The 20,249-nt window shown below is 61.4% G+C and carries 13 protein-coding genes; 2 read left to right on the top strand and 11 right to left on the bottom strand.

Going from position 1 to position 20,249, the window contains the following annotated elements; all coding sequences use genetic code 11:
• Nucleotides 1-17: 17 nt before the first annotated feature.
• From truA to aroC, 10 genes are all read right to left on the bottom strand, one after another.
• The gene (gene truA, locus RY831_RS17995) at nt 18-815 is read right to left on the bottom strand and encodes a tRNA pseudouridine(38-40) synthase TruA (RefSeq protein ID WP_326507762.1); all 798 of its coding nucleotides are present in this window, start codon (nt 813-815) and stop codon (nt 18-20) included.
• Nucleotides 816-887: 72 nt separating this feature from the next.
• Entirely contained in the window at nt 888-4,007 is a 3,120-nt protein-coding gene (locus RY831_RS18000; RefSeq protein WP_326507763.1) for a motility hub landmark protein FimV, read from the bottom strand.
• A 323-nt stretch (nt 4,008-4,330) separates the two neighbouring features.
• The gene (gene asd / locus RY831_RS18005) at nt 4,331-5,467 is read right to left on the bottom strand and encodes an aspartate-semialdehyde dehydrogenase (RefSeq protein WP_326507764.1); all 1,137 of its coding nucleotides are present in this window, start codon (nt 5,465-5,467) and stop codon (nt 4,331-4,333) included.
• A gap of 39 nt (nt 5,468-5,506) precedes the next feature.
• Nucleotides 5,507-6,577: a 3-isopropylmalate dehydrogenase gene (gene leuB, locus RY831_RS18010; protein ID WP_326507765.1), complete on the bottom strand. Its 1,071-nt coding sequence runs from the start codon at nt 6,575-6,577 to the stop codon at nt 5,507-5,509.
• A gap of 123 nt (nt 6,578-6,700) precedes the next feature.
• Complete coding sequence (gene leuD, locus RY831_RS18015; RefSeq protein ID WP_326507766.1) at nt 6,701-7,348, bottom strand: 3-isopropylmalate dehydratase small subunit; 648 nt, start codon at nt 7,346-7,348, stop codon at nt 6,701-6,703.
• Between the two features lie 85 nt (nt 7,349-7,433).
• A complete protein-coding gene (locus RY831_RS18020; RefSeq protein WP_326507767.1) occupies nt 7,434-7,562 on the bottom strand; it encodes an entericidin A/B family lipoprotein in 129 nt (42 codons plus the stop codon).
• Nucleotides 7,563-7,584: 22 nt separating this feature from the next.
• On the bottom strand, nt 7,585-8,988 hold the full coding sequence (gene leuC, locus RY831_RS18025) for a 3-isopropylmalate dehydratase large subunit (protein WP_326507801.1): 1,404 nt from the start codon (nt 8,986-8,988) through the stop codon (nt 7,585-7,587).
• 207 nt (nt 8,989-9,195) lie between these two features.
• Nucleotides 9,196-10,020: a M48 family metallopeptidase gene (locus RY831_RS18030; protein WP_326507768.1), complete on the bottom strand. Its 825-nt coding sequence runs from the start codon at nt 10,018-10,020 to the stop codon at nt 9,196-9,198.
• On the bottom strand, nt 10,017-11,186 hold the full coding sequence (locus RY831_RS18035) for an MFS transporter (protein ID WP_326507769.1): 1,170 nt from the start codon (nt 11,184-11,186) through the stop codon (nt 10,017-10,019). The genes RY831_RS18030 and RY831_RS18035 overlap by 4 nt, the downstream gene beginning before the upstream one ends.
• Nucleotides 11,187-12,287, bottom strand: coding sequence for a chorismate synthase (gene aroC / locus RY831_RS18040; protein ID WP_326507770.1), 1,101 nt, complete (start codon nt 12,285-12,287; stop codon nt 11,187-11,189).
• A gap of 355 nt (nt 12,288-12,642) precedes the next feature.
• Here aroC and RY831_RS18045 point away from each other — a divergent pair, with 355 nt between their 5' ends.
• Both RY831_RS18045 and RY831_RS18050 read left to right on the top strand, forming a co-directional pair.
• Complete coding sequence (locus RY831_RS18045; RefSeq protein WP_326507802.1) at nt 12,643-14,916, top strand: GGDEF/EAL domain-containing response regulator; 2,274 nt, start codon at nt 12,643-12,645, stop codon at nt 14,914-14,916.
• A 102-nt stretch (nt 14,917-15,018) separates the two neighbouring features.
• Complete coding sequence (locus RY831_RS18050; RefSeq protein WP_326507771.1) at nt 15,019-18,285, top strand: PAS domain S-box protein; 3,267 nt, start codon at nt 15,019-15,021, stop codon at nt 18,283-18,285.
• A gap of 42 nt (nt 18,286-18,327) precedes the next feature.
• Here RY831_RS18050 and RY831_RS18055 read toward each other — a convergent pair whose 3' ends face one another.
• Complete coding sequence (locus RY831_RS18055; RefSeq protein ID WP_326507772.1) at nt 18,328-20,214, bottom strand: MFS transporter; 1,887 nt, start codon at nt 20,212-20,214, stop codon at nt 18,328-18,330.
• Nucleotides 20,215-20,249 lie beyond the last annotated feature (35 nt).

Here is a 20,249-nt window from a genome sequence, read left to right on the forward strand (position 1 = left end):
CCGAGCGGGCATTTCGGTTAAAACCAGGGCAATGCGGAAACGCTTTCCTGCGGCAAGTTCCACACGGCATCGTATTCGATCTTCGCAAGGTACAAGCCATCCGGCATGAAGGTCGGCGCCGCCAGGCTGCGATCACGCTTGTCGAGAATCGTGGACAGCCATGGCGGCGCCTGATTTCCGTTTCCAACAACGATGAGCGAACCGACAATATTGCGCACCATATGGTGCAGGAAGGCACTCGCGGTCAGCGTGAAAACGACGAGGTCGCCACGCCTCTCGATGCGGATGTCATGCATGGTCTTGATCGGCGACTTGGCCTGGCATTCGGCGGCGCGGAACGCGGAAAAATCATGGGTCCCCAGCAGGAAGGCGGCCGCCTCCTGCATCGGTCCGACCTGAAGCGGCCGAAATACCCAGCCTGCCTTGCCGGCCAGCAATGGCATGCGTACCGGCTGGTTGTAAAGCACGTAATGGTAAGTCCTGGAACGTGCGCTGAAACGGGCGTGAAAGGCATCATCCCCATCCCCTTTGACCTCGACGGCCCAGCGCACGGCGATTGATGGGGGAAGGAATGCATTGACACCGCGTACCCAGGAAAACATGTCGCGCGCGAGTTCGGTATCGAAATGCACCACCTGCTCCAGCGCATGCACCCCGGTGTCGGTACGGCCTGCGCAGGTGGTGGAAATGTCCGTCAGCGCGAAACGCCTGATCGCGGCTTCCAGTGCATCCTGCACGGTTTTGCCGTGAGGCTGCGTCTGCCAGCCATGCCAGTGCGCGCCGTCATACTGGACGCCAAGTGCAATGCGTTTCAATTCCACTCCAGTTCACCAAAAAACAAAACGGGCGCAAGCTCGGCTGCGCCCGTTCTTCATCCGCCTGATCGGTCAGGCAAGTTCAACCAGCAGGGATTTGGCCCGCTCGCTCTGTTCCGGAGTGCCACCCTTCAGCACTTCATCGAGAAGTTCGCGCGCACCTTCCTTGTCGCCAATTTCCTGGTAAGCAATCGCCAGATCAAGCTTGGTTTCCATCTCCGCACTGTTGATGCTGACGTCGAGGTCGCCCAGACCACTGGAATCCATGGAGCCTGACAGATCATTCAGGTCGGACAGGCCATGCAGATCGAAGTCGGAACGGGTCTCCGCATCCTTCGGATTCAATTCCAGGCTGATCCCCGACAGGTCGAAATCCAGCGGATCATCGGCGGGTTTCGCGGCCGCGGGTGCAGGCTCGTCGGAAATGTCGGCAAGCTCCGGAATATCCAGATTGAGCGGCGCAGGATTGGCGGGTTGGCCGATATCCAGAGAGAATGGCTCGTCGGCCTTCGCATCCGCTTTCGATCCGGTATCAGATGCAACATCATCCAGCGAGAAGTCGAGATCCTTGATGCCGGGCAACTCGATCGGGTCCGCAGGCGCAGCCGCCTCGCTCGGCAATTTCAATTCGAAATCCGGCAGGTCATCGATGGACGGATCCGCCGCAGCGACATTTTCGGCTGCCGCAGGCACGAATGATCCGGCCGGCTTGTCCTTGTCCGCGGAAGGCGTATCAAGGAAATCGAAGTCGATCGAGCTCATCTCCGGCAAAGGCTCTGCGGCTGATGCCGGAGTCTGCGGCAGGGTCGGCGGCGATAGGTTCAGGCCGTCGAGGTCGAAGTCCAGATCGCTGGACATGGTCTTGGGCGTTTCCGTCTCAGCCTTCGCTTCCGGAATCGCATCCATGCCGATGTCCATATCCGTCATCGGCTCGAAGTCGAGCTCGTTCTTTCCGGCCGCCGGTTCATCTGGGCTGCCCTCTTGCTTCAGGTCTTTTACGTCTTCGGATATGTCGCCTGACATTCCGGTATTGCTGAAGTAGGAAGTATCGGTCTCCAAGGAGTCGATGGTCTGCAGCGTGGAATTGTCCGACTGCGTGGCGGAGAGCAGCGTCGCAAGGCCCTGCTCTTCCAGCGGACGCGTGGGAGCGACCAGGCCGCTTTCCGGCTTCACATCCGCATGGGAGTTGCTGCCTGCGTACAGTGGATTGTTTGGATCGATGGCCACGCCCAGCGCGACCGCCTGCTCCCATTCCGGGCCCTCGCCCTTGGTCAGACCGTAGAGCTCGGTTGCCAGCACTTCAAACGCACGCAGGTCCTTGCGGTTGGAATAAATTTCCAGCAGCTTGACACGAACCGCATGACGCTCGGGCTGAGTGCGCAATGCCTCCTTGAGAATTTCTTCCGCCTGCGCATCACGTCCGTAGGCGATGTAGACATCGGCTTCCGCCACTGGGTCGACTTCGTTGGAATCGAGCTGGCTTGCAGACGGCGTGAAGCTGGAATTGAAGACGCTGTTGTTGGTATCGACCGTCTGGCCGCCGGTCGAGCCGAACAGCGAATTGGCTTTCAGGCTGGAATCGGAGATCAGGCTGTCTTCGAAAGGCTTGCTTTCCTTCTTGCGGCGGGCACGATAAATCCCGAGCGCGCCGAGGGCCACCAGCAACGCGCCGACCCCTGGCAGAACCAGCGGATTCTCGGTCAGCGACTCGAGGAAGCTCGGTTCCGGCGGCGGCGGCGGCGGTGTCACCGGCTTGGCTTTGGCGGCAGCCGGAGCGGCTGGAGCTTCGGATGCGGCGGAGGCCTCGGCGGGCGTTGCCGCCGGTTTCTCTGCCGTTGCGGTTGCAGGAGCAGATGCTTCGGGCGCACTGGCCGCGGCAGGGGTCGAGGGTGTAGCAGATGCAGCAGGTGTAGCTGGTGTAGCAGGCGCCGCAGGTGCATTTGCCTCCGGCCCGGCCTTGGGGAGTGCAGCCGTACCGGCGGCGGCGGCCTTGCCGGCGTCGGCGAGCGGCGCTTGCGCCTGGCTCTGCTGCTCCGCCAGGGCCTTGTTCTTGATCTCGAGCAGCTTCTGCAATTCGCTGACGTTCTTTTCCAGTTCCTTGACGCGCATGTTGGCTTCGGCAATTGCCTTTTCCTGCGCGATGCGGTCCTCGACGGAGCCGCCCGAACGCTGGTCGGCACTGCTACCGGCACCGGCGGCCGGCATGGCGTTGGAAAGCTTGAGCTTGTCCCTGGATTCCGCCGCCGGGCTGGACTGCTCCTCAACTTTGGCGTTAATCTTGCCGCCCGCGGTCTGCCTGCCCTCTCCCGATTTCTGGGCGGCGCTTGCAGCCACCTGTCCAGCCAGCTTGCTGCGGTAATTGTTGAAATCCGCCGCCTGGGCTACGACGATACCGCGCGCTTCACCGCTGCTGACCGCCCTGACCGCGTCCTCGCCTGGAACGGACAGGATCTGGCCGGCCTTGAGGCGGTTCATGTTTTCGCCGACAAAGGCGTCGGGATTGGCGCGGTACAGGGCCACCAGCATCTGGTCGAGCGACACTCCGCTCGGTTTCACACGGCCCGCGATACGGGCAAGCGTATCGCCGCTGCGCACCTGGTAGTCGCCCGGCGTCGCTGCAGCGGCCGTATCTCCCGTGCGCGCGGCGCGCGGCGCGGCAGGCGCAGCGACCACGGATGCCGGATTCTCCCGGCGTACGCCGGCTGCGTCCGAGGCCGGCTGGGCGGGTCTTGCCTGCTGCTGCGTTCTTGAGGCGGTATCGGGAATGCCTACCGTGGCCGGAGCAACTTGCGCAGACTGAGCGGTGCGCAGGTCGGCAGGATCGAGCAGGAATGTGTACTCGCGGACGAGGCGCCCATTTGGTCCTGACACTTCGAGCAGCATGTCAACGAACGGCTCATTCAGCGGCTGGCTGGAGGTGACGCGAATCACCGGCCGGTCGCCGCGCTGTTCGACAGCAAATCGCAGCGACGCCAGTGCGGCGTTGTAATCGATGTTGGCCTGGCGGAAGGTATCGGGGGAGGCAAGCCGCGCCGACAATGCGCCCAGCTCGTCCTTGGAAACGGAAGTTAATTCAATTTCTGCACGCAACGGCTGCCCGAGCGAGGACAGCACCGTCAATTTTCCTAAACCCGCTGCGTAGGAACTGGAAAACAGCAATGCCGATGCAACGGCGGCACTGATCGTCTTCAAGGTCAATGCGCGGATTGACGGTTGCTTTTTTGAATGCATATTGGATGGCATAGGGGGCATTCCGTTTGCGGAGCTGGCGTGGTCACGGTTACCGCACCAATTTAACATTGTTCGGTGGAACTTTCACCATATCATCATGGACTTAGCCACGCAAGTGTAACCAAAGTACCAAGTTCGACCGCCATTGGTGACAGTCTATATACGATAGTCGGCAATTGCTGTTGTTCACTGACAACGAGACTGGGGCCTGCGGACACCGGCAATGCATTCCGGTATTCCACAGGCCCCAGCGTTTAGTTACCAATCGTGATCGATCAGATCGATCAGTTATCGAGCACGATGCGCAGCATGCGGCGCAGCGGTTCGGCGGCGCCCCACAGGAGCTGGTCACCGACGGTAAACGCGGACAGATACTCGCCGCCCATCTGCATCTTGCGCAGGCGGCCGACCGGTATCGTGAGGCTGCCGGTGACGGCCGCAGGCGTGAGGTCCTTCATCGACGCTTCGCGCGTGTTCGGCACGACTTTCGCCCACTGGTTGTTTTCGGCGATGATGCTTTCGATCTCGTCGAGCGGAACATCCTTTTTGAGCTTGATCGTCAGTGCCTGCGAATGGCAGCGCATTGCGCCGATACGGACGCACAGGCCGTCGACCGGTATGGCCGATTTGGCGGACACGCCGAAACCTTCGCCGCGACCGAGGATCTTGTTGGTTTCCGCGCCGCCCTTCCACTCTTCCTTGGAGACGCCGTTGCCCAGGTCCTTGTCGATCCAGGGGATCAGGTTGCCGCCGAGCGGAACGCCAAACTGCTTGGTTTCTTCCGCGGACATCGAGTGCTGCTTGGCGAGCACCTTGCGGTCGATTTCCAGAATGGCGGATGCGGGATCGTCAAGCAGCGACTTGACTTCGGCATTGATCGAGCCGAACTGGGTCAGCAGTTCGCGCATGTGCTGCGCGCCGCCGCCGGAAGCGGCCTGGTAGGTCATGGAAGTCATCCATTCGACCAGGTCGTTCTGGAACAGGCCGCCCAAGCCCATCAGCATGCACGATACCGTGCAGTTGCCGCCGATGTAGTTCTTGACGCCGCGCTGGAGCGCATCCTTGATGACGTTGAGATTGACCGGGTCGAGAACGATGATCGCGTCATCCTTCATGCGCAGCGTGGAGGCCGCATCAATCCAGAAGCCATTCCAGCCGGCGCCGCGCAGCTTGGGGTAAATCTCGGTCGTGTAGTCACCGCCCTGGCAGGTAATAATGATTTCGCATTTTTTCAGCTCATCAATATTATTTGCATCTTTGAGTGTGGTTTCGTTCTTCGCCATCGCCGGGGCTTTGCCGCCGGTGTTGGATGTCGAAAAGAATACCGGCTCGATATGAGCGAAATCGCCCTCTTCCTGCATGCGCTGCATCAGGACCGAGCCCACCATACCACGCCAACCCACCAGGCCTACTAACTTCACAATTTTCTCCCTCAAGTGCCCATCAAAAAAATCAATTTGTTACCTTAGCGCCTGCACGACCGCATCGCCCATCTCCTTCGTGCCGACCTTGGTCGTGCCCTCTTCGTAGATGTCCGGCGTGCGCAGGCCCTGCGCCAGCACCGCCTTGACCGCATTCTCGATGCGGTCGGCCTGCTCCGCCCTGTTCAGCGAGAAGCGCAGCATCATTGCGGCCGACAGGATGGTCGCCAGCGGATTGGCGACGCCTTTGCCGGCGATGTCGGGCGCCGAACCGTGCGACGGTTCGTACAAACCCTTGTTGTTTGCATCCAGCGATGCCGACGGCAGCATGCCGATCGATCCGGTCAGCATCGCCGCCGCATCGGACAGGATGTCGCCGAACATGTTGCCGGTGACGATGACGTCGAACTTCTTCGGTGCGCGCACCAGCTGCATCGCCGCGTTGTCGACATACATGTGGTCCAGCGTCACGTCCTGGTACTCGCTGTGCACGTCAGTAACGATGTCTTTCCAGAACTGGAAAGTCTCGAGCACGTTGGCCTTGTCGACGCTGGTGAGGCGCTTGCCGCGCTTGCGGGCCGCCTGGAAGGCGACATGCGCAATGCGGCGGATTTCCGTTTCGGCATAGCGCATGGTGTCGAAACCTTCACGCTCGCCCTTGAATGCGCCGTCGGGCGCTGTGCGCACGCCGCGCGGCTGGCCAAAATAGATGTCGCCGGTCAGTTCGCGAATGATCAGGATGTCGAGCCCGGATACGACCTCGGGTTTGAGGGTCGAAGCGCCTGCCAGTTCCGGATAAAGAATGGCCGGACGCAGATTCGCGAACAGATTGAGGTTCTTGCGCAGGCCGAGAATAGCCTGCTCGGGACGCAGCGCGCGCTCGAGCTTGTCATATTTCCAATCGCCGACCGCGCCGAACAGCACCGCGTCGGCCGCTTTCGCCAGCGCCAGCGTGGCCTCCGGCAGCGGATGGCCGTGCGCCTCGTAGCCCGCGCCGCCGACGGGAGCGGTTTCCATTTCAAACTTTTCATCCAGCGCGTTCAGCACGCGAACCGCCTGCTCGATGATTTCCGGTCCGATGCCGTCGCCCGGCAAGATTGCGATTTTCATTGTTCTATTCTCGATGCCTTAATTATTCGATCATCCCGCGCACACGGCACGCCGGCCTATGATCATTGCACATTGCTGGCCGGCCGTTGCGCTAGCGGTCCTTCCGCTGGAACCGGCACATGACTAGATCGTGTTGGCCAGCCAGGGATTGGTGGCCAGGTGACGCTCCTCGAATGCGCGGATCTTGTCCGCCTGGCGCAGCGTGAGCCCGATGTCGTCCAGGCCGTTGAGCAGGCAATACTTGCGGAATCCGTCTACCTCGAACGGAAAACTGGCGCTGCCGTTCACGGTGCGCACCACCTGCGCTTCCAGGTCCACCACCAGGCGATAGCCGGGGAAGGCCTTGACTTCATTGAACAACTGATCGACCTGCGCCTCGCTCAGCACCAGCGGCAGCAAGCCGTTCTTGAAACAGTTATTGAAGAAGATATCGGCAAAGCTCGGCGCGATGACGGCGCGGAAGCCGTACTGCTGCAGCGCCCAGGGCGCATGCTCGCGCGACGATCCGCAGCCGAAATTCTTGCGCGTCAGCAGGATGGACGCACCCTGGAACTGGGGTTGGTTCAGCACGAAGTCCGGGTTGAGCGGACGCTTCGAGTTGTCCATGCCCGGTTCGCCATGATCGAGATAGCGCCATTCATCGAACAGATTGGGACCGAAGCCGGACCGCTTGATCGATTTCAGGAACTGCTTCGGGATGATCGCATCGGTATCGACGTTGGCGCGATCCAGCGGCGCGACCAAACCTTCATGTACGGTAAATTTATCCATGATTTCTGACCTGTCGGCTTCCGGCGACTTTCCCTGCCGCCGATCTGCTGATCGCAGGCGGGATTTGCCGTCGGCCGGTTTTCGTTTATCTCTTCGCGGCGCTCTCGACTACTTCGCCGACCTTCCGGACGTCCTTGCCGACACCCTGCACGGTGTTGCAGCCGGCCAGTACCAATACCAATGCGGACAGCAGCAATGCAAACATTGTTTTCATGTTTTTCTCCCTTGGTCCCGGATCAGCGGATCGAGCGAACGTCGACGAAATGGCCTTCCACGCCGGCGGCGGCGGCCATGGCCGGCGACACCAGGTGCGTGCGTCCGCCCTGCCCCTGGCGCCCTTCGAAGTTGCGGTTCGAGGTTGAGGCGCAGCGCTCGCCCGGCTCAAGCCGGTCGGCATTCATCGCCAGACACATCGAGCAGCCCGGCTCGCGCCATTCGAAGCCCGCATCCTTGAATATCTTGTCGAGTCCCTCGGCTTCGGCCTGGGCTTTCACCAGGCCGGAACCCGGCACCACCATCGCCAGCTTGACGTTGGATGCGCGATGCTTGCCGCGCACGACGGCGGCCGCGGCGCGCAAGTCCTCGATGCGGGAGTTGGTGCAGGAGCCGATGAACACCTTGTCGATGCGGATATCGGAAATCGCGGTATTGGGTGTCAGTCCCATGTAGACCAGCGCCTTTTCCATCGCGTCGCGCTTGACGGCATCCTTTTCCTTGTCGGGATCGGGCACGCGATCGTCGATCGGCACCACCATTTCGGGAGAGGTGCCCCAGGTAACCTGCGGCTTGATTTCGGCGGCATTGAGCGTGACCACCATGTCGAACTTGGCGCCCGGATCCGAATGCAGCGTGCGCCAGTAGGTCACCGCGCGGTCCCAATGCGGGCCAACCGGCGAGAACGGACGGCCCTTGACGTAATTGATGGTGGTGTCGTCGACCGCCACCATGCCCGCGCGGGCGCCGGCTTCGATGGCCATGTTGCAGATCGTCATGCGGCCTTCCATCGACAGCGAGCGGATGGTGGAGCCGGCGAATTCGATCGCGTAGCCGGTGCCGCCCGCGGTGCCAATCCTGCCGATCACGGCCAGCACGATATCCTTGGCGGTCACGCCGACAGGCAGCGCGCCGTCGACCTGCACCAGCATGGCTTTCGACTTCTTAGCCAACAGGGTCTGGGTTGCCAGCACATGTTCAACTTCCGAGGTGCCGATGCCATGCGCCAGGCAGCCGAATGCGCCATGCGTGGAGGTGTGCGAATCGCCGCACACCACGGTCATGCCCGGCAGCGTCGCGCCCTGTTCCGGCCCGATCACGTGGACGATGCCCTGGCGCTTGTCGGCCATGCTGAAGTAGGTCAGGCCATAGTTTTTCGCATTGGCGTCGAGCGTCTCGACCTGCAGGCGCGATACCGGGTCGGCAATACCGTTGGCGCGGTCGGTCGTCGGCACGTTGTGGTCGGCCACCGCCAGGTTGGCGGAAATGCGCCAGGGCTGGCGCCCCGCGAGCTTCAGGCCGTCGAAAGCCTGCGGGCTGGTGACCTCGTGCACGAGGTGACGATCGATATACAGAATGGCAGTCCCGTCCTCTTCGGTGTGGACTACGTGCGATTCCCAGAGTTTGTCGTAGAGCGTTCGGACCATGTTCAAGAGCGTGCAGAGCAGCGCAAAACGGAGAAAATAGCCTTGGATTATGCCATAGTTGAGCAAGCTCAAACGACGAAGGCAGCCCCGATGCCCAATGAAAAACGCCCGCTGGCGCGCGCCGCGGGCGTTTTATTGAAGTTCTGGCAATCGGACTCTCCGCGAGCTTTTCTCCGGATCGTCTCCACTCCCCGGGTTGTGTTGCTGTCAGCGGGTCTTTCTTGCCTGCTCGTAGAGCGGCATCACCCGTTGCGAATAGGCGGTCAGGTCACTCAGCCTGTCGGCCTGCGAAGGATGCGTGGAGAGAAACTTGGGAGTCCCGCCGCCGCCGAGCTGCCCCATTTTTTGCCACAGCGTAACCGCTGCGCGCGGATCATACCCGGCACGCGCCGCAAGCTCGATGCCGAGGCGGTCGGCCTCGGTCTCATGCGCGCGCGAGTTCGGCAGGCCGACCAGACCCATGTAGGCATATTGGGCGCCCTGCTGGCCGATCTGACCCAGGCCCAGCAATGCGCTGCCGACCGAAATCACGCCGCTGGCAACCATTTGTTGGGAAGCGCGTTCGCGCGCATGTTCCCGTAAGGCATGGGCAATTTCGTGCCCCATCACCGCCGCCAGTTCGTCATCGGTCGCTTGCAGCTTCTCGATCAATCCGCTGTAGACAGCCATCTTGCCGCCAGGCATACACCAGGCATTGACTTCCGGCGAAGTCAGCACATTCACTTCCCAGGCCCATGACCTGGCATCGGGACGAAACACGTTGGTTTGAGGAACGATCCGGGCGGCGATGGCCTTGATTCTCGCGACCTGGGCCGGATTGGTGTTGAGCGTGCCCTTGCGTGCTTCGGCGGCAATCAACTGTGCATACTGTTCGCGCGCCGCCTGCTCGAGCGCGTCGGCGGAAACCGCCATTTTTTGTTCGCGGTTGACGCCTACCACGCCGCCCTGGGTTGTCTGCACGGTTTCGCAGGCGGTCAGGGCCAACATGGAAGAGGCAAGCACTGCCTGCTTGAGCATCGACTTGTATTTCATTGTTTCTCCTCATCGTTCTGCCATCGATATGACAAGGCGGCGGCAAGCGCTCCCGCCACGGAAAGCAAAGCTGCCGCCAGGTAGACTGCATGGGCGCCAAAAGTATCCCACAGACCGCTCAGCATCAATCCGCCCAGGGTCCCGCCCAAACCGTAGGAGATGCTGGTGAAAAGCGCCTGCCCGCGTGCCTGCAGCGGCCCCGAAAACCAGCGCTGCAAGGTAATGATCGAGGCCGAATGGTGCATGCCGAAAGTCACCGCGTGCATCACCTGCGCGGCCAGCAGCAGGACCAGCGACTGCGCGCCGAAACCGATCATCATGAAGCGCACCGCCGCGACCGCCAGGCTGGCCAGCATGAGATTCCTGACGCCGAAACGGCGGAACAGCGGTGCCTGATAGAAAAAGAACAGGATCTCGGCGATCACGCCTACCGACCACATCAAGCCTATCACCGTGTTGCTGTAACCGATTTGCGCAAGATACAAGGAAAGAAACACATATAGCGAGGCATGCGCCGCAATCATCAGGAATGTGGAAGCGAAGAAGGCGATGACTTCGCGCCGCCGCAGCAGATCGGGCAAGGCCACTTTCGGCCTGGCACCGTCGTCGTGCGCCGTCTCGCGCATCCGCAGGCTGCTGGCGCACACCAGGACCAGCATTGCGAAAGCGATCCATGGCATGGCATCGACGCCATGGCGGTCAAGCAGGGGTCCGGCGGCCGCGACGCTCGCGATGAATCCGACCGAGCCCCACAGCCGCAGGCGGCCGTAGGGTGAATAGTCGCCGCGCATTTCAGCCAGGATCAGTGCTTCCGACAAGGGATTTTGCGCACTCGCGAACAGGGTGAACACTGCCATGACCAGGAAGAAATGCATGAAGGTCTGGCCGAAGAAGATGCCGGTGAAGCTGGCGAGCGCCGCGAATGCGGTCAGCCGCAGCACCAGCGCGCGCTGCCGGCGGCGGTCCGCCACCCAGCCCCAGAGATTGGGGCCGACGACCCGCATGGCCTGCATCAGCGAGAGCAGCACGCCCACCTGCGTGGCGCTCAAGCCCTTGTCGGCGAAGTACAGGCTGGCATAGGGCGAAAATACGCCGACATAGCCGTAGTAGGCAAAGAAGAACAGCCCGAAACTGAAGCGTTGCCCGGACCAGGAAGCGGCCGGCACTTACCTGGACCGCGGCGCGATATCCGGTGTATCGACACGCACGTCGCCGCATTGCGCACGGTGACGCAGCACATGGTCCATCAGCACCAGCGCCAGCATGGCTTCGGCGATCGGCGTGGCGCGGATGCCGACGCAGGGATCGTGGCGGCCGAAGGTTTCGACATTGATCGGATTGCCTGCCTTGTCGATGGAGGCGCGGGGCGAGCGTATGCTGGAGGTGGGCTTGATGGCGATGGACACGGTGATGTCCTGGCCGGTGGAGATACCACCCAGCACTCCGCCGGCGTTATTGGTTGCGAAGCCTTGCGGCGTCAGCGAGTCGCCGTGTTCCGTTCCCTTCTGCGATACCGACCTGAAGCCGGCGCCGATTTCCACGCCCTTGACCGCATTGATGCCCATCATCGCATAGGCGATGTCCGCATCGAGCTTGTCGAACAGCGGTTCGCCGAGGCCGACGGGAACGTTCTGCGCGACCACATCGATACGGGCGCCGCAGGAATCCCCATCCTTGCGCAGCTGGTCCATGTACTCTTCCAGCCGCGGAATCAGCGTGGCATTGGCCGCGAAGAACGGGTTGGCGTGCACATGTTCCCAGGATTCGAAAGGGATGGCAATTTCGCCCAGCTGGCTCATGCAGCCCCTGAACGCGATGCCATGCGCCTGCGCCAGCCATTTGCGGGCGATGGCGCCGGCGCCGACGACAGGCGCGGTCAGGCGCGCCGACGAACGTCCGCCGCCGCGGGGATCGCGAATGCCGTATTTGTGCCAGTAGGTGTAGTCGGCATGCCCAGGACGGAAGGTGTCGAGGATATTGCCGTAGTCCTTGCTGCGCTGGTCCTCGTTGCGGATGAGAAGCGCGATCGGCGTACCGGTGGTCTTTCCTTCGAAGACGCCCGACAGGATTTCCACCCGGTCCGCCTCCTGGCGCTGGGTGACGTGGCGGGACGTGCCCGGCCTGCGACGGTCAAGCTCCGGCTGGATGTCCGCTTCCGACAACTCCATCCCGGGCGGGCAGCCGTCGACCACGCAACCGATGGCAGGCCCATGCGATTCGCCGAAAGTGGTAACGGTAAAGAGTGTGCCTAAGGTATTGCCGGACATGATGGTATGCAGGGAGTCGGGAAAGTTGTGATTTTAACGTATTGGCAGGTCCGACCGGCCGAAATGTCTCGCTGAGCAGTGGCGCCGCGTGGCCGGAGCCGCAGGCCCCGAAACCGGCTTGGCGATGGACAGCCTTGCTGAAAGAGCAAGGAATGCCTCCAATTTGCTACATTCTTCAGGACAATTTTTTTATTCCAGTATTCGACTTCCATCCGCACTTGCTTTCCGGATTGCAAGTCAAGTAAATATGGTGCAACATCCACCGCAGGGTTGTAAGTCACTAATCTTGCCAATGACTGCAAGGCTCAATGCTCTCAGGCGTCAGACTTGCCCGAAAAGCAATGCATGAATGACCATGAATGAACCGGACGGACTGCTGGAGAGAAAAATGAACAGGCGGGATGCGGCCGATGACGAACTTGTATTTTTGGCCGAAACTCCGGTCGCCCCCGAATCGGAAGTGAAGCCGGCCGCGCGCGAGGTCTGGCGCGTATTGATCGTCGACGACGATACCGATGTGCATACGGCCACCCTGTTCGCCCTGGGCGACCTGGAGATGCAGCGCCGCCCGCTTGAATTCCTGCATGCGTATTCGGCGTTGGAGGCGCGCGAGATCCTGGCTGCCCAGACCGACCTGGCCGTGATCCTCCTCGATGTGGTGATGGAGCAGGAAGATTCGGGACTCCAGCTGGTACGGCATATCAGGGAAGAACTCGGACTGAGTGAAGTTCGCATCATTCTTCGCACCGGCCAGCCAGGTTATGCGCCGGAAATGGATGCGATTCGCGATTTCGACATCAACGATTACAAGACCAAGTCAGACCTGACGCGGATCAAGCTCTACACGACGGTCACCACCGCCATCCGTTCCTACGAGCAGATACGCTCGATCAATGCAAGCCGGCGGCGGCTCGACCGCATCGCCCGCGCCAGCACCGACCTGATGCTGGCGCATGGCCTTGAAAACTTCGCCTACGGCATTATCAATCATGCATCGGCGATATTCGACATTCCCAACAATGGCCTGGTATGCATGCGGGCGCATGGCCCGGATCAGGAGCAGGAACTGTTCGTCATCGCCGCCTCCGGCCGCTACGCCCCGATCGCCGACACCGCGCTCGGCGATCGGCAGGATGCCCGCCTCGAGCGCCTGCTGCAGTTTGCGCTCCGCGAACATCGCAGTATCTTCGATGCCGACGGCGTGGCGCTTTACCTTGGAGGGAATGGCGGCCGCCATTTCGTGGCGGTACTGGATGCGGGAAGGTCGCTCGACGACATCGATCGAAGCCTGATGGAAGTCTTCTGCCGCAACATCGCGGTCGGGCTCGACAACGTCATGCTGATGACCAGGCTGGAAAACTTTGCGTTCTACGATCCGCTCACCAAACTGCCCAACCGAACGCGCCTCAAGGAGCTCGTCGATCAGGCGCTGGGGAGCCAGGCCCGCCACGACTGCACGCTGGCGCTGGTCGATATCGACCACTTTTCGGAAACCAACGACGCCCTGGGCCATCAGTTCGGCGACCTGCTCCTGCTGGGCGTTGCAGCCCGCTTGAAAAAGCATCTTGGCACGCAGCTGGTCATCGGCCGCGTCGGCGGCGACACCTTCGGCGTGCTCGGCGAAGCGGCGCTGGTCAATCCCTGCATCATTCTCGAACTGTTCAGCCGGCCGTTCACCATCGACGGACAGGAGGTCCAGCTTTCCGCGACGGCGGGCCTGCTTCGCCTCGACGACTATGAAGGCAGCGGCACCGATGCGCTCAAGGACGCCGATATCGCCCTAAAACGCGCCAAGCTGCTGCAGCGCGCGGGTCATTTCTACTTCACCCGCAGCATGGGCGTCGACATCCGGGAACGGGTGCGGATGATGCACGCCTTGCGCACCGCCATCGACGAACAGGAAATGTTCGTGGTCTACCAGCCGCAGATCGACCTGGCGACACGCCGCCCGGTGGGAGCCGAGGCATTGCTGCGCTGGAAGACCAAGGATGGCAGTTTCATTCCGCCCGACCGCTTCATTCCAATCGCGGAATTTTCCGGGCTCATCATCAAGATCGGCGAGCGCGTGCTGAGGGAAGCCTGCCGCGAGCTGACCAGGCTGCAGGCGCTGGGTTTCACCGACTTCACCATGTCGATCAACGTGTCGCAGGTGCAGTTCCGCCACCCCCGATTCCTCGACATGCTAACCGGCGTGCTGGCCGAAACGGGTGCGCCGGCGTCGCATATCGAACTCGAGATCACCGAATCCATCGCGATGGATGACCCCGACGTGCTGATCGATCTCCTCGGGCAGATCAAGCAGACCGGCGTGTGCATCGCGATCGACGATTTCGGCACCGGCTTCTCGTCGCTCAGTTACCTGCAGCGGCTGCAGGCTGACCGACTAAAGATCGACCGAATCTTCGTCACCGAAATCACCAGCGCGTCGCGCGGCAGCAGCATCGCTGAAATGGTGATCCAGCTCGGCCGCAATCTCGGCATGTCGGTGGTTGCGGAAGGCGTGGAAGACGAGCGCCAGGCCGCCATCCTGTCCTCGCTCGGCTGTCCCCTGGCACAGGGCTATCTGTTCGCGCGGCCGATGCCGTTCGAACAACTGGCCGGCTGGCTCAAGGAAAACGGCGTCCGCTGAGCCGCAATTCCGGCTTCGCCGCCGCGGACAGGCCGGGCAACCTCGCGGGCGTGACATCCCTCCGCCGCGCGATCCTACCAGTTGAAACACAGGACATCGACCATGCTTAGTGGACGCACTCTGACCCTTCGCCGGGCCATCGTATTGACGGTCGTGCTCGGCCTGCTGATTCCGGTACTGCTCATCAGCGGATACTCCTGGTTCAAGCAGTACACCGACGACATCCGGAAACAGACCTGGGAAGTGCTGCAGCAGAATGCCGACATTCTTTCCAACGGCATGCAGGAAGCCTTGTGGAACATCAACCAGGAAAGCGGGAATGCGCTGATGGAAGCCATGATGGCCCGCAATCCGGACATCGTGCGCATCGAGGTGCGCGACAATGCGCTCGGCGTGTTTGTGGCCAGCGAAAGGCCGGAGCGGCGGGAAGGATATACCGCGATGACCGACAAGCCGGTCATGTACCGCGGCAATACGATAGGCTCGGTCAAGATCGAGGTCGGCAGCACGCAGCTGCGTCAGGTCATGATCAAGGGCCTGATCGGCTCCATCACGGCGGTGCTGGCCCAGGCCGTGCTTTCCATCGTGCTGATCCTGATCCTGCTGGACCGCCGGCTGGTGCGCCCGCTGCAGCGTCTCGGTGCCGGCGCGGAACGGCTGGCCAGCCGCGAACTCGACAGTCCGTTCACCTGGCAGCGGCTGGATGAAATCGGCCTGCTCAGCCGGCGCATGGAAGATACCCGCATCAGCCTGCGCAAGCTGTTCGAGGAACTCGACGAGAAGAACCGGGAGCTGGAAGAAGATATCGACAAGCGCAAGCGCGTAGAACAGGAACTGCATGAACGCGAGGAGCGCTATCGGGCACTCGTGGAGCAGAGCCCGATAGCCATCATCGAATGGGATACGCAGTTCAAGGTCATCGAGTGGAATGCCGCCGCAGAGCGCATCTTCGGCTATCCGCGCGAGCACGCGATCGGCCGCAGCGCCTCGTTCATCATGTACGAAGCCGGCCCGGATAGTCTTGCAATGCTGTTCCGCCCGCTCACCGAGGGCCGGGGCGATTCCAGCAGCATCAGCCTCAATCTCCGTGCCGACGGCCAGCTCATCACCTGCCAATGGAGCCACACTCATATCGCCGACGAAGCAGGCAGGACCGGCCGGCTGCTGTCGATCGCGGAAGATATTACGGAAAAGCGGCGCGCGGAGCAGGCGCTGACCCTGTCCGAGGCGAAATTCGCCGGCGCCTTCCGTGGCAATCCGGATTCCATTTCGATTTCCCGCTTCAGCGATGGCGTGCTGATCGACATCAATGAAAGCTTTGTTGATCTGTCCGGTTTCAGCCGCGAGGAGATCGTCGGCAAGACCGCGTTCGACCTCGGCCTCTGGGTAAGGCCGGATCAGCGCAAGTTATTGCTTGAAGAAGTCAGCGGCGACCGCATGGTGCGCAACTTCGAATGGGAGATGCGAACCAAGGTCGGCACGCTGCGCAAATGCATGACCAATGCCACTGCCTTCAATGCCGGCAATGAGCGCTACATGCTGGCGGTGATCCGGGATGTTACCGACCAGCGGCTGCTGGAGGAACGCAAGGCCGAAGCCGACCGCGCGCTGATGCGGCTGGCCCAGGGAACGCACGACATGACAGGCGAATCGTTCTTCGAACTGCTTGTGGCCGACCTCGCCTCGGCGCTGCGAACGGATTGTGCGGTCATTGCTTTGTGCGAGCCCGATGAAAAGACCAGGCTGCATACCATCGCCGCCCACGTTCGGGGCCATATGGTGGATGACTTCGACTACCAGAGCATCGGAACGCCGTGCGCGCGCTCACTTGCCGGCGAACTCCATGTGGTGCCTTCGGGCGTGCGCGAAAGCTTTCCGATCGACTCGGGCCCGTTGGAGAAGAGCTGGGAAAGCTATGCAGGCGCCCCGCTGCGCGACGCGGCCGGCCGCCCCATCGGCGTCATGGCCATCATGCATTCCGAACCGCTGAGCAATCCCGATCTGGTGAAATCGCTGCTCCGGGTGTTCAGCGAGCGCGCATCGGCGGAACTCGAACGCAAGCGCACCGAAGAAAAGCTGCTCAACAGCGAACGCAGGCTCTCCGCCATTTTCGAATGGTCGCCGGTGGCCATGTTCGTAACCGAGATCCGTGGCCGTTATGCGATCAAGGATGTCAACCATGCGTTCGAGCAGTTGTTCCGGCGCCCGCGGAACTCGGTGGTGGGTCGCAACTCCGATGAACTTGAGCTGTACTGCGATGTGGCCGACAGGGTGTCGCTCGTTGCGGGGCTGGAACGAACCGGCATCTCCCAAAGCCAGCGTGAAATCTGGATGAACCGCGGCGACGGCGGCAGGGTATTGGTGCAATTCTCGGCGCACACCTTTTCGCTCAATGACGAAAGCTTCGCCATCGTGGCCTTCGTGGACATGACCTACAAGCATTCGATCGAGAATGAAATACGCGAGCTCAATGCCAATCTCGAACAGCGCGTGGTCGAGCGCACCGAAGAATTGCAGCAAGCCAACCTGGAACTCGCCTCTGCCGTGCAGACCCTGAACATCGCCCAGGAGGAATTGGTGCGCAGCGAAAAACTGGCCGCGCTCGGTTCGCTGGTAGCCGGTGTCGCGCATGAACTCAACACGCCCATCGGCAACAGCCTGATGGTGGCCAGCACGCTGGCCGACCAGACCAGGACCTTCACATCGGCTTACGAGGCCAACGGCTTGAAACGCTCCACGCTGGAAGCCTTCATCCGCGACGCCGACCGCGCCGGCGACATCCTGGTGCGCAACCTGCATCGCGCCGCCAACCTGGTCACCGGATTCAAGCAGGTCGCGGTCGACCAGACCAGTTCGCAGCGGCGCGAGTTTTCCGTTGCCGAAGCCGTTTCGGAAATCATGCTGACGCTATGGCCCACCTTGCGCAAGACTTCCTTCGTCGTCAAGCAGGACATTCCCGCCGCCCTGCGCATGGACAGCTATCCCGGTCCGCTAGGACAGGTCATCACCAACCTCGTCAACAACACCCTGCTGCACGGCTTCGAAGGCAGGCAGTCGGGAACAGTGGAGATTTCCGCCGAGATGGCAGGCGACGGCTGGATCGAAATCACGGTGGCCGACGATGGCGTCGGCATCCCGCAGGCCAACCTGAACCGCATCTTCGATCCCTTCTTCACGACTAAGCTGGGTGCAGGCGGTTCCGGACTCGGCCTGAACATTACGCACAATATCGTGACCGGCATCCTCGGCGGGCGCATCCGTGTCCATAGCGAACTCGGGATGGGGACGACATTCGTGCTGTCGATGCCGATGATCGCGCCGCAGCGCCAGAGCGAGGAAGACCCGTTAAGTCAGCATTCGGCGATCTGAGCCGGCAAGCCGCCTGTTCCAGGTCTTTATATCACTGCCGACCTACTTCCAGTCCCCGCGCAAGGTCAGCACCTGCTCATACAGATGTTCCGGCGTCGCCTGCGTCGGCACGACGGGCTTGCCGACCACGAGGGATAGCCGGGAAAACGGGCCGCGCCGGAATGAGCGGCCGAAGGGATTGCCGGGACTGCGGGTGAGCATGCTGCCCCACAGGCCGCGCAGTGCCATGGGAATGACGGGCACCGGCGTGCGCTCCACGATCTTGCTGATGCCATTGCGGAATTCGTTCATTTCACCGGTGGTAGTGAGCTTGCCTTCGGGGAAAATGCAGACCAGTTCGCCCTCATGAAGGGCTTGCGCGATGTCGACGAACGCTTTTTCCATCAGCCACGGATCTTCCTTCGCCGGCGCGATCGGAATTGCCTTGGCGGTCCGGAATATCCATGACAGCAAGGGAATCTTGAAAATCCGGTGGTCCATCACGAAGCGAATGGGGCGCGGACTGACTGCCATGATGACGACGGCATCGACGTAGCTGACATGGTTGCACACCAGGACTGCGGCACCCTCTTTCGGAATGCGTTCCTCGTCGACGGTATGGACGCGGTGCACGGTATGGATCAGCAGCCACGCCAGGAAGCGCATGAGGAATTCCGGCACCAGCGAGAATATGTAGATGGCTACCAGCGCGTTGGCGAGGGCGGTTGCCATGAACAGTTCGGGAATGGATAAACCGATTTTCAGCAGGATCATGGCGAATACGGCAGCCACCACCATGAACAGCGCATTCATGATGTTCATGCCGGCGATGGTGCGCGACATATGCTTGGGGTCGGAGCGCGTCTGGATCAGTGCGAACAGCGGCACGATGTAAAGACCTCCGAAGACGCCGATCATCACCAGGTCGAACAGGATGCGCAGGCTGCCGGCCTGTGCGACAAAACCCGCCATGTCGACCATGGCGGTATTGGTGTACGCAAGGCTGGCAAGATACAGGTCGAAACCGAACACCGACAGGCCGATCGAGCCGAACGGCACCAGGCCGATTTCCACCTTGTGGCCGGATAGCCGTTCGCACAGCAGGGAGCCGGCGCCGATGCCGACCGAGAACACCGTCAGCATGAGGACGAACACGCTGTGATCGCCGTGCAGGTAATCCTTGGCATAGACCGGAAACTGCGCAAGGATCACGGCCCCGTAGAACCAGAACCAGGAATTGCCCAGCACCGACAGGAACACCGGCCGGTTCTGGCGCGTGAAACGCAGGTTGCGCACGGTTTCGGTGACGGGATTCCAGTTGATCCGCAATTCCGGTTCCGGCGCTGGAGAATGCGGAATACCCCGGCTGAAGAACCATCCGAGCATGGCAATGCCGATGGTACCGAAGGCCACCAGCTCAATCCCGATCGGCTTGTACACGACCAGCAGCGCGCCCAGCACTTCGCCCAGCAAAATGCCGACGAAGGTGCCCATTTCGATCACCCCGTTTCCGCCGACCAGTTCCTCGGGTTTCAGGTGCTGCGGCAGGTAAGCGTACTTGACCGGACCGAACATGGTGGAATGCAGGCCCATGCCAACCACCGCTGCGACCAGCAGCCAGAGATCGCGGTTCATCCAGCCGAAGGCAGCCACCGCCATGATGGCAATCTCCAGCAGCTTTACATAGCGCGCCACGCGCCCCTTCTCGAACTTGTCGGCAAGCTGCCCTGCGGTTGCCGAAAATAGGAGAAAAGGCAGGATAAACAGACCGGGAATCAGGTTGTTCAGCAAGCCCGGATCGAGCGCGGTCCAGTTCAGCGCGTCATAGGTCAGTACGGTCAGCAGCGCGGTCTTGAACACATTGTCGTTGAATGCGCCGAGGAACTGCGTCCAGAAGAACGGTCCGAAGCGGCGTTGCCCAAGCAGGGAAAACTGGCTGGATTGGCTCATTGCGATAAATGGATTAATTGTCTGGAAATCGATGC

Source organism: Noviherbaspirillum album (genome assembly GCF_035916955.1).
GTDB classification, from domain to species: domain Bacteria; phylum Pseudomonadota; class Gammaproteobacteria; order Burkholderiales; family Burkholderiaceae_D; genus Noviherbaspirillum; species Noviherbaspirillum album.

Coding starts and splice junctions, on each gene's coding strand:
- RY831_RS18045 (WP_326507802.1), top strand. CDS start 12,643: ATGAATGAACCGGACGGACTGCTGGAGAGAAAAATGAACAGGCGGGAT.
- leuD (WP_326507766.1), bottom strand. CDS start 7,348: ATGGATAAATTTACCGTACATGAAGGTTTGGTCGCGCCGCTGGATCGC.
- leuC (WP_326507801.1), bottom strand. CDS start 8,988: ATGGTCCGAACGCTCTACGACAAACTCTGGGAATCGCACGTAGTCCAC.
- RY831_RS18020 (WP_326507767.1), bottom strand. CDS start 7,562: ATGAAAACAATGTTTGCATTGCTGCTGTCCGCATTGGTATTGGTACTG.
- aroC (WP_326507770.1), bottom strand. CDS start 12,287: ATGTCCGGCAATACCTTAGGCACACTCTTTACCGTTACCACTTTCGGC.
- RY831_RS18030 (WP_326507768.1), bottom strand. CDS start 10,020: ATGAAATACAAGTCGATGCTCAAGCAGGCAGTGCTTGCCTCTTCCATG.
- RY831_RS18050 (WP_326507771.1), top strand. CDS start 15,019: ATGCTTAGTGGACGCACTCTGACCCTTCGCCGGGCCATCGTATTGACG.
- RY831_RS18055 (WP_326507772.1), bottom strand. CDS start 20,214: ATGAGCCAATCCAGCCAGTTTTCCCTGCTTGGGCAACGCCGCTTCGGA.
- leuB (WP_326507765.1), bottom strand. CDS start 6,577: ATGAAAATCGCAATCTTGCCGGGCGACGGCATCGGACCGGAAATCATC.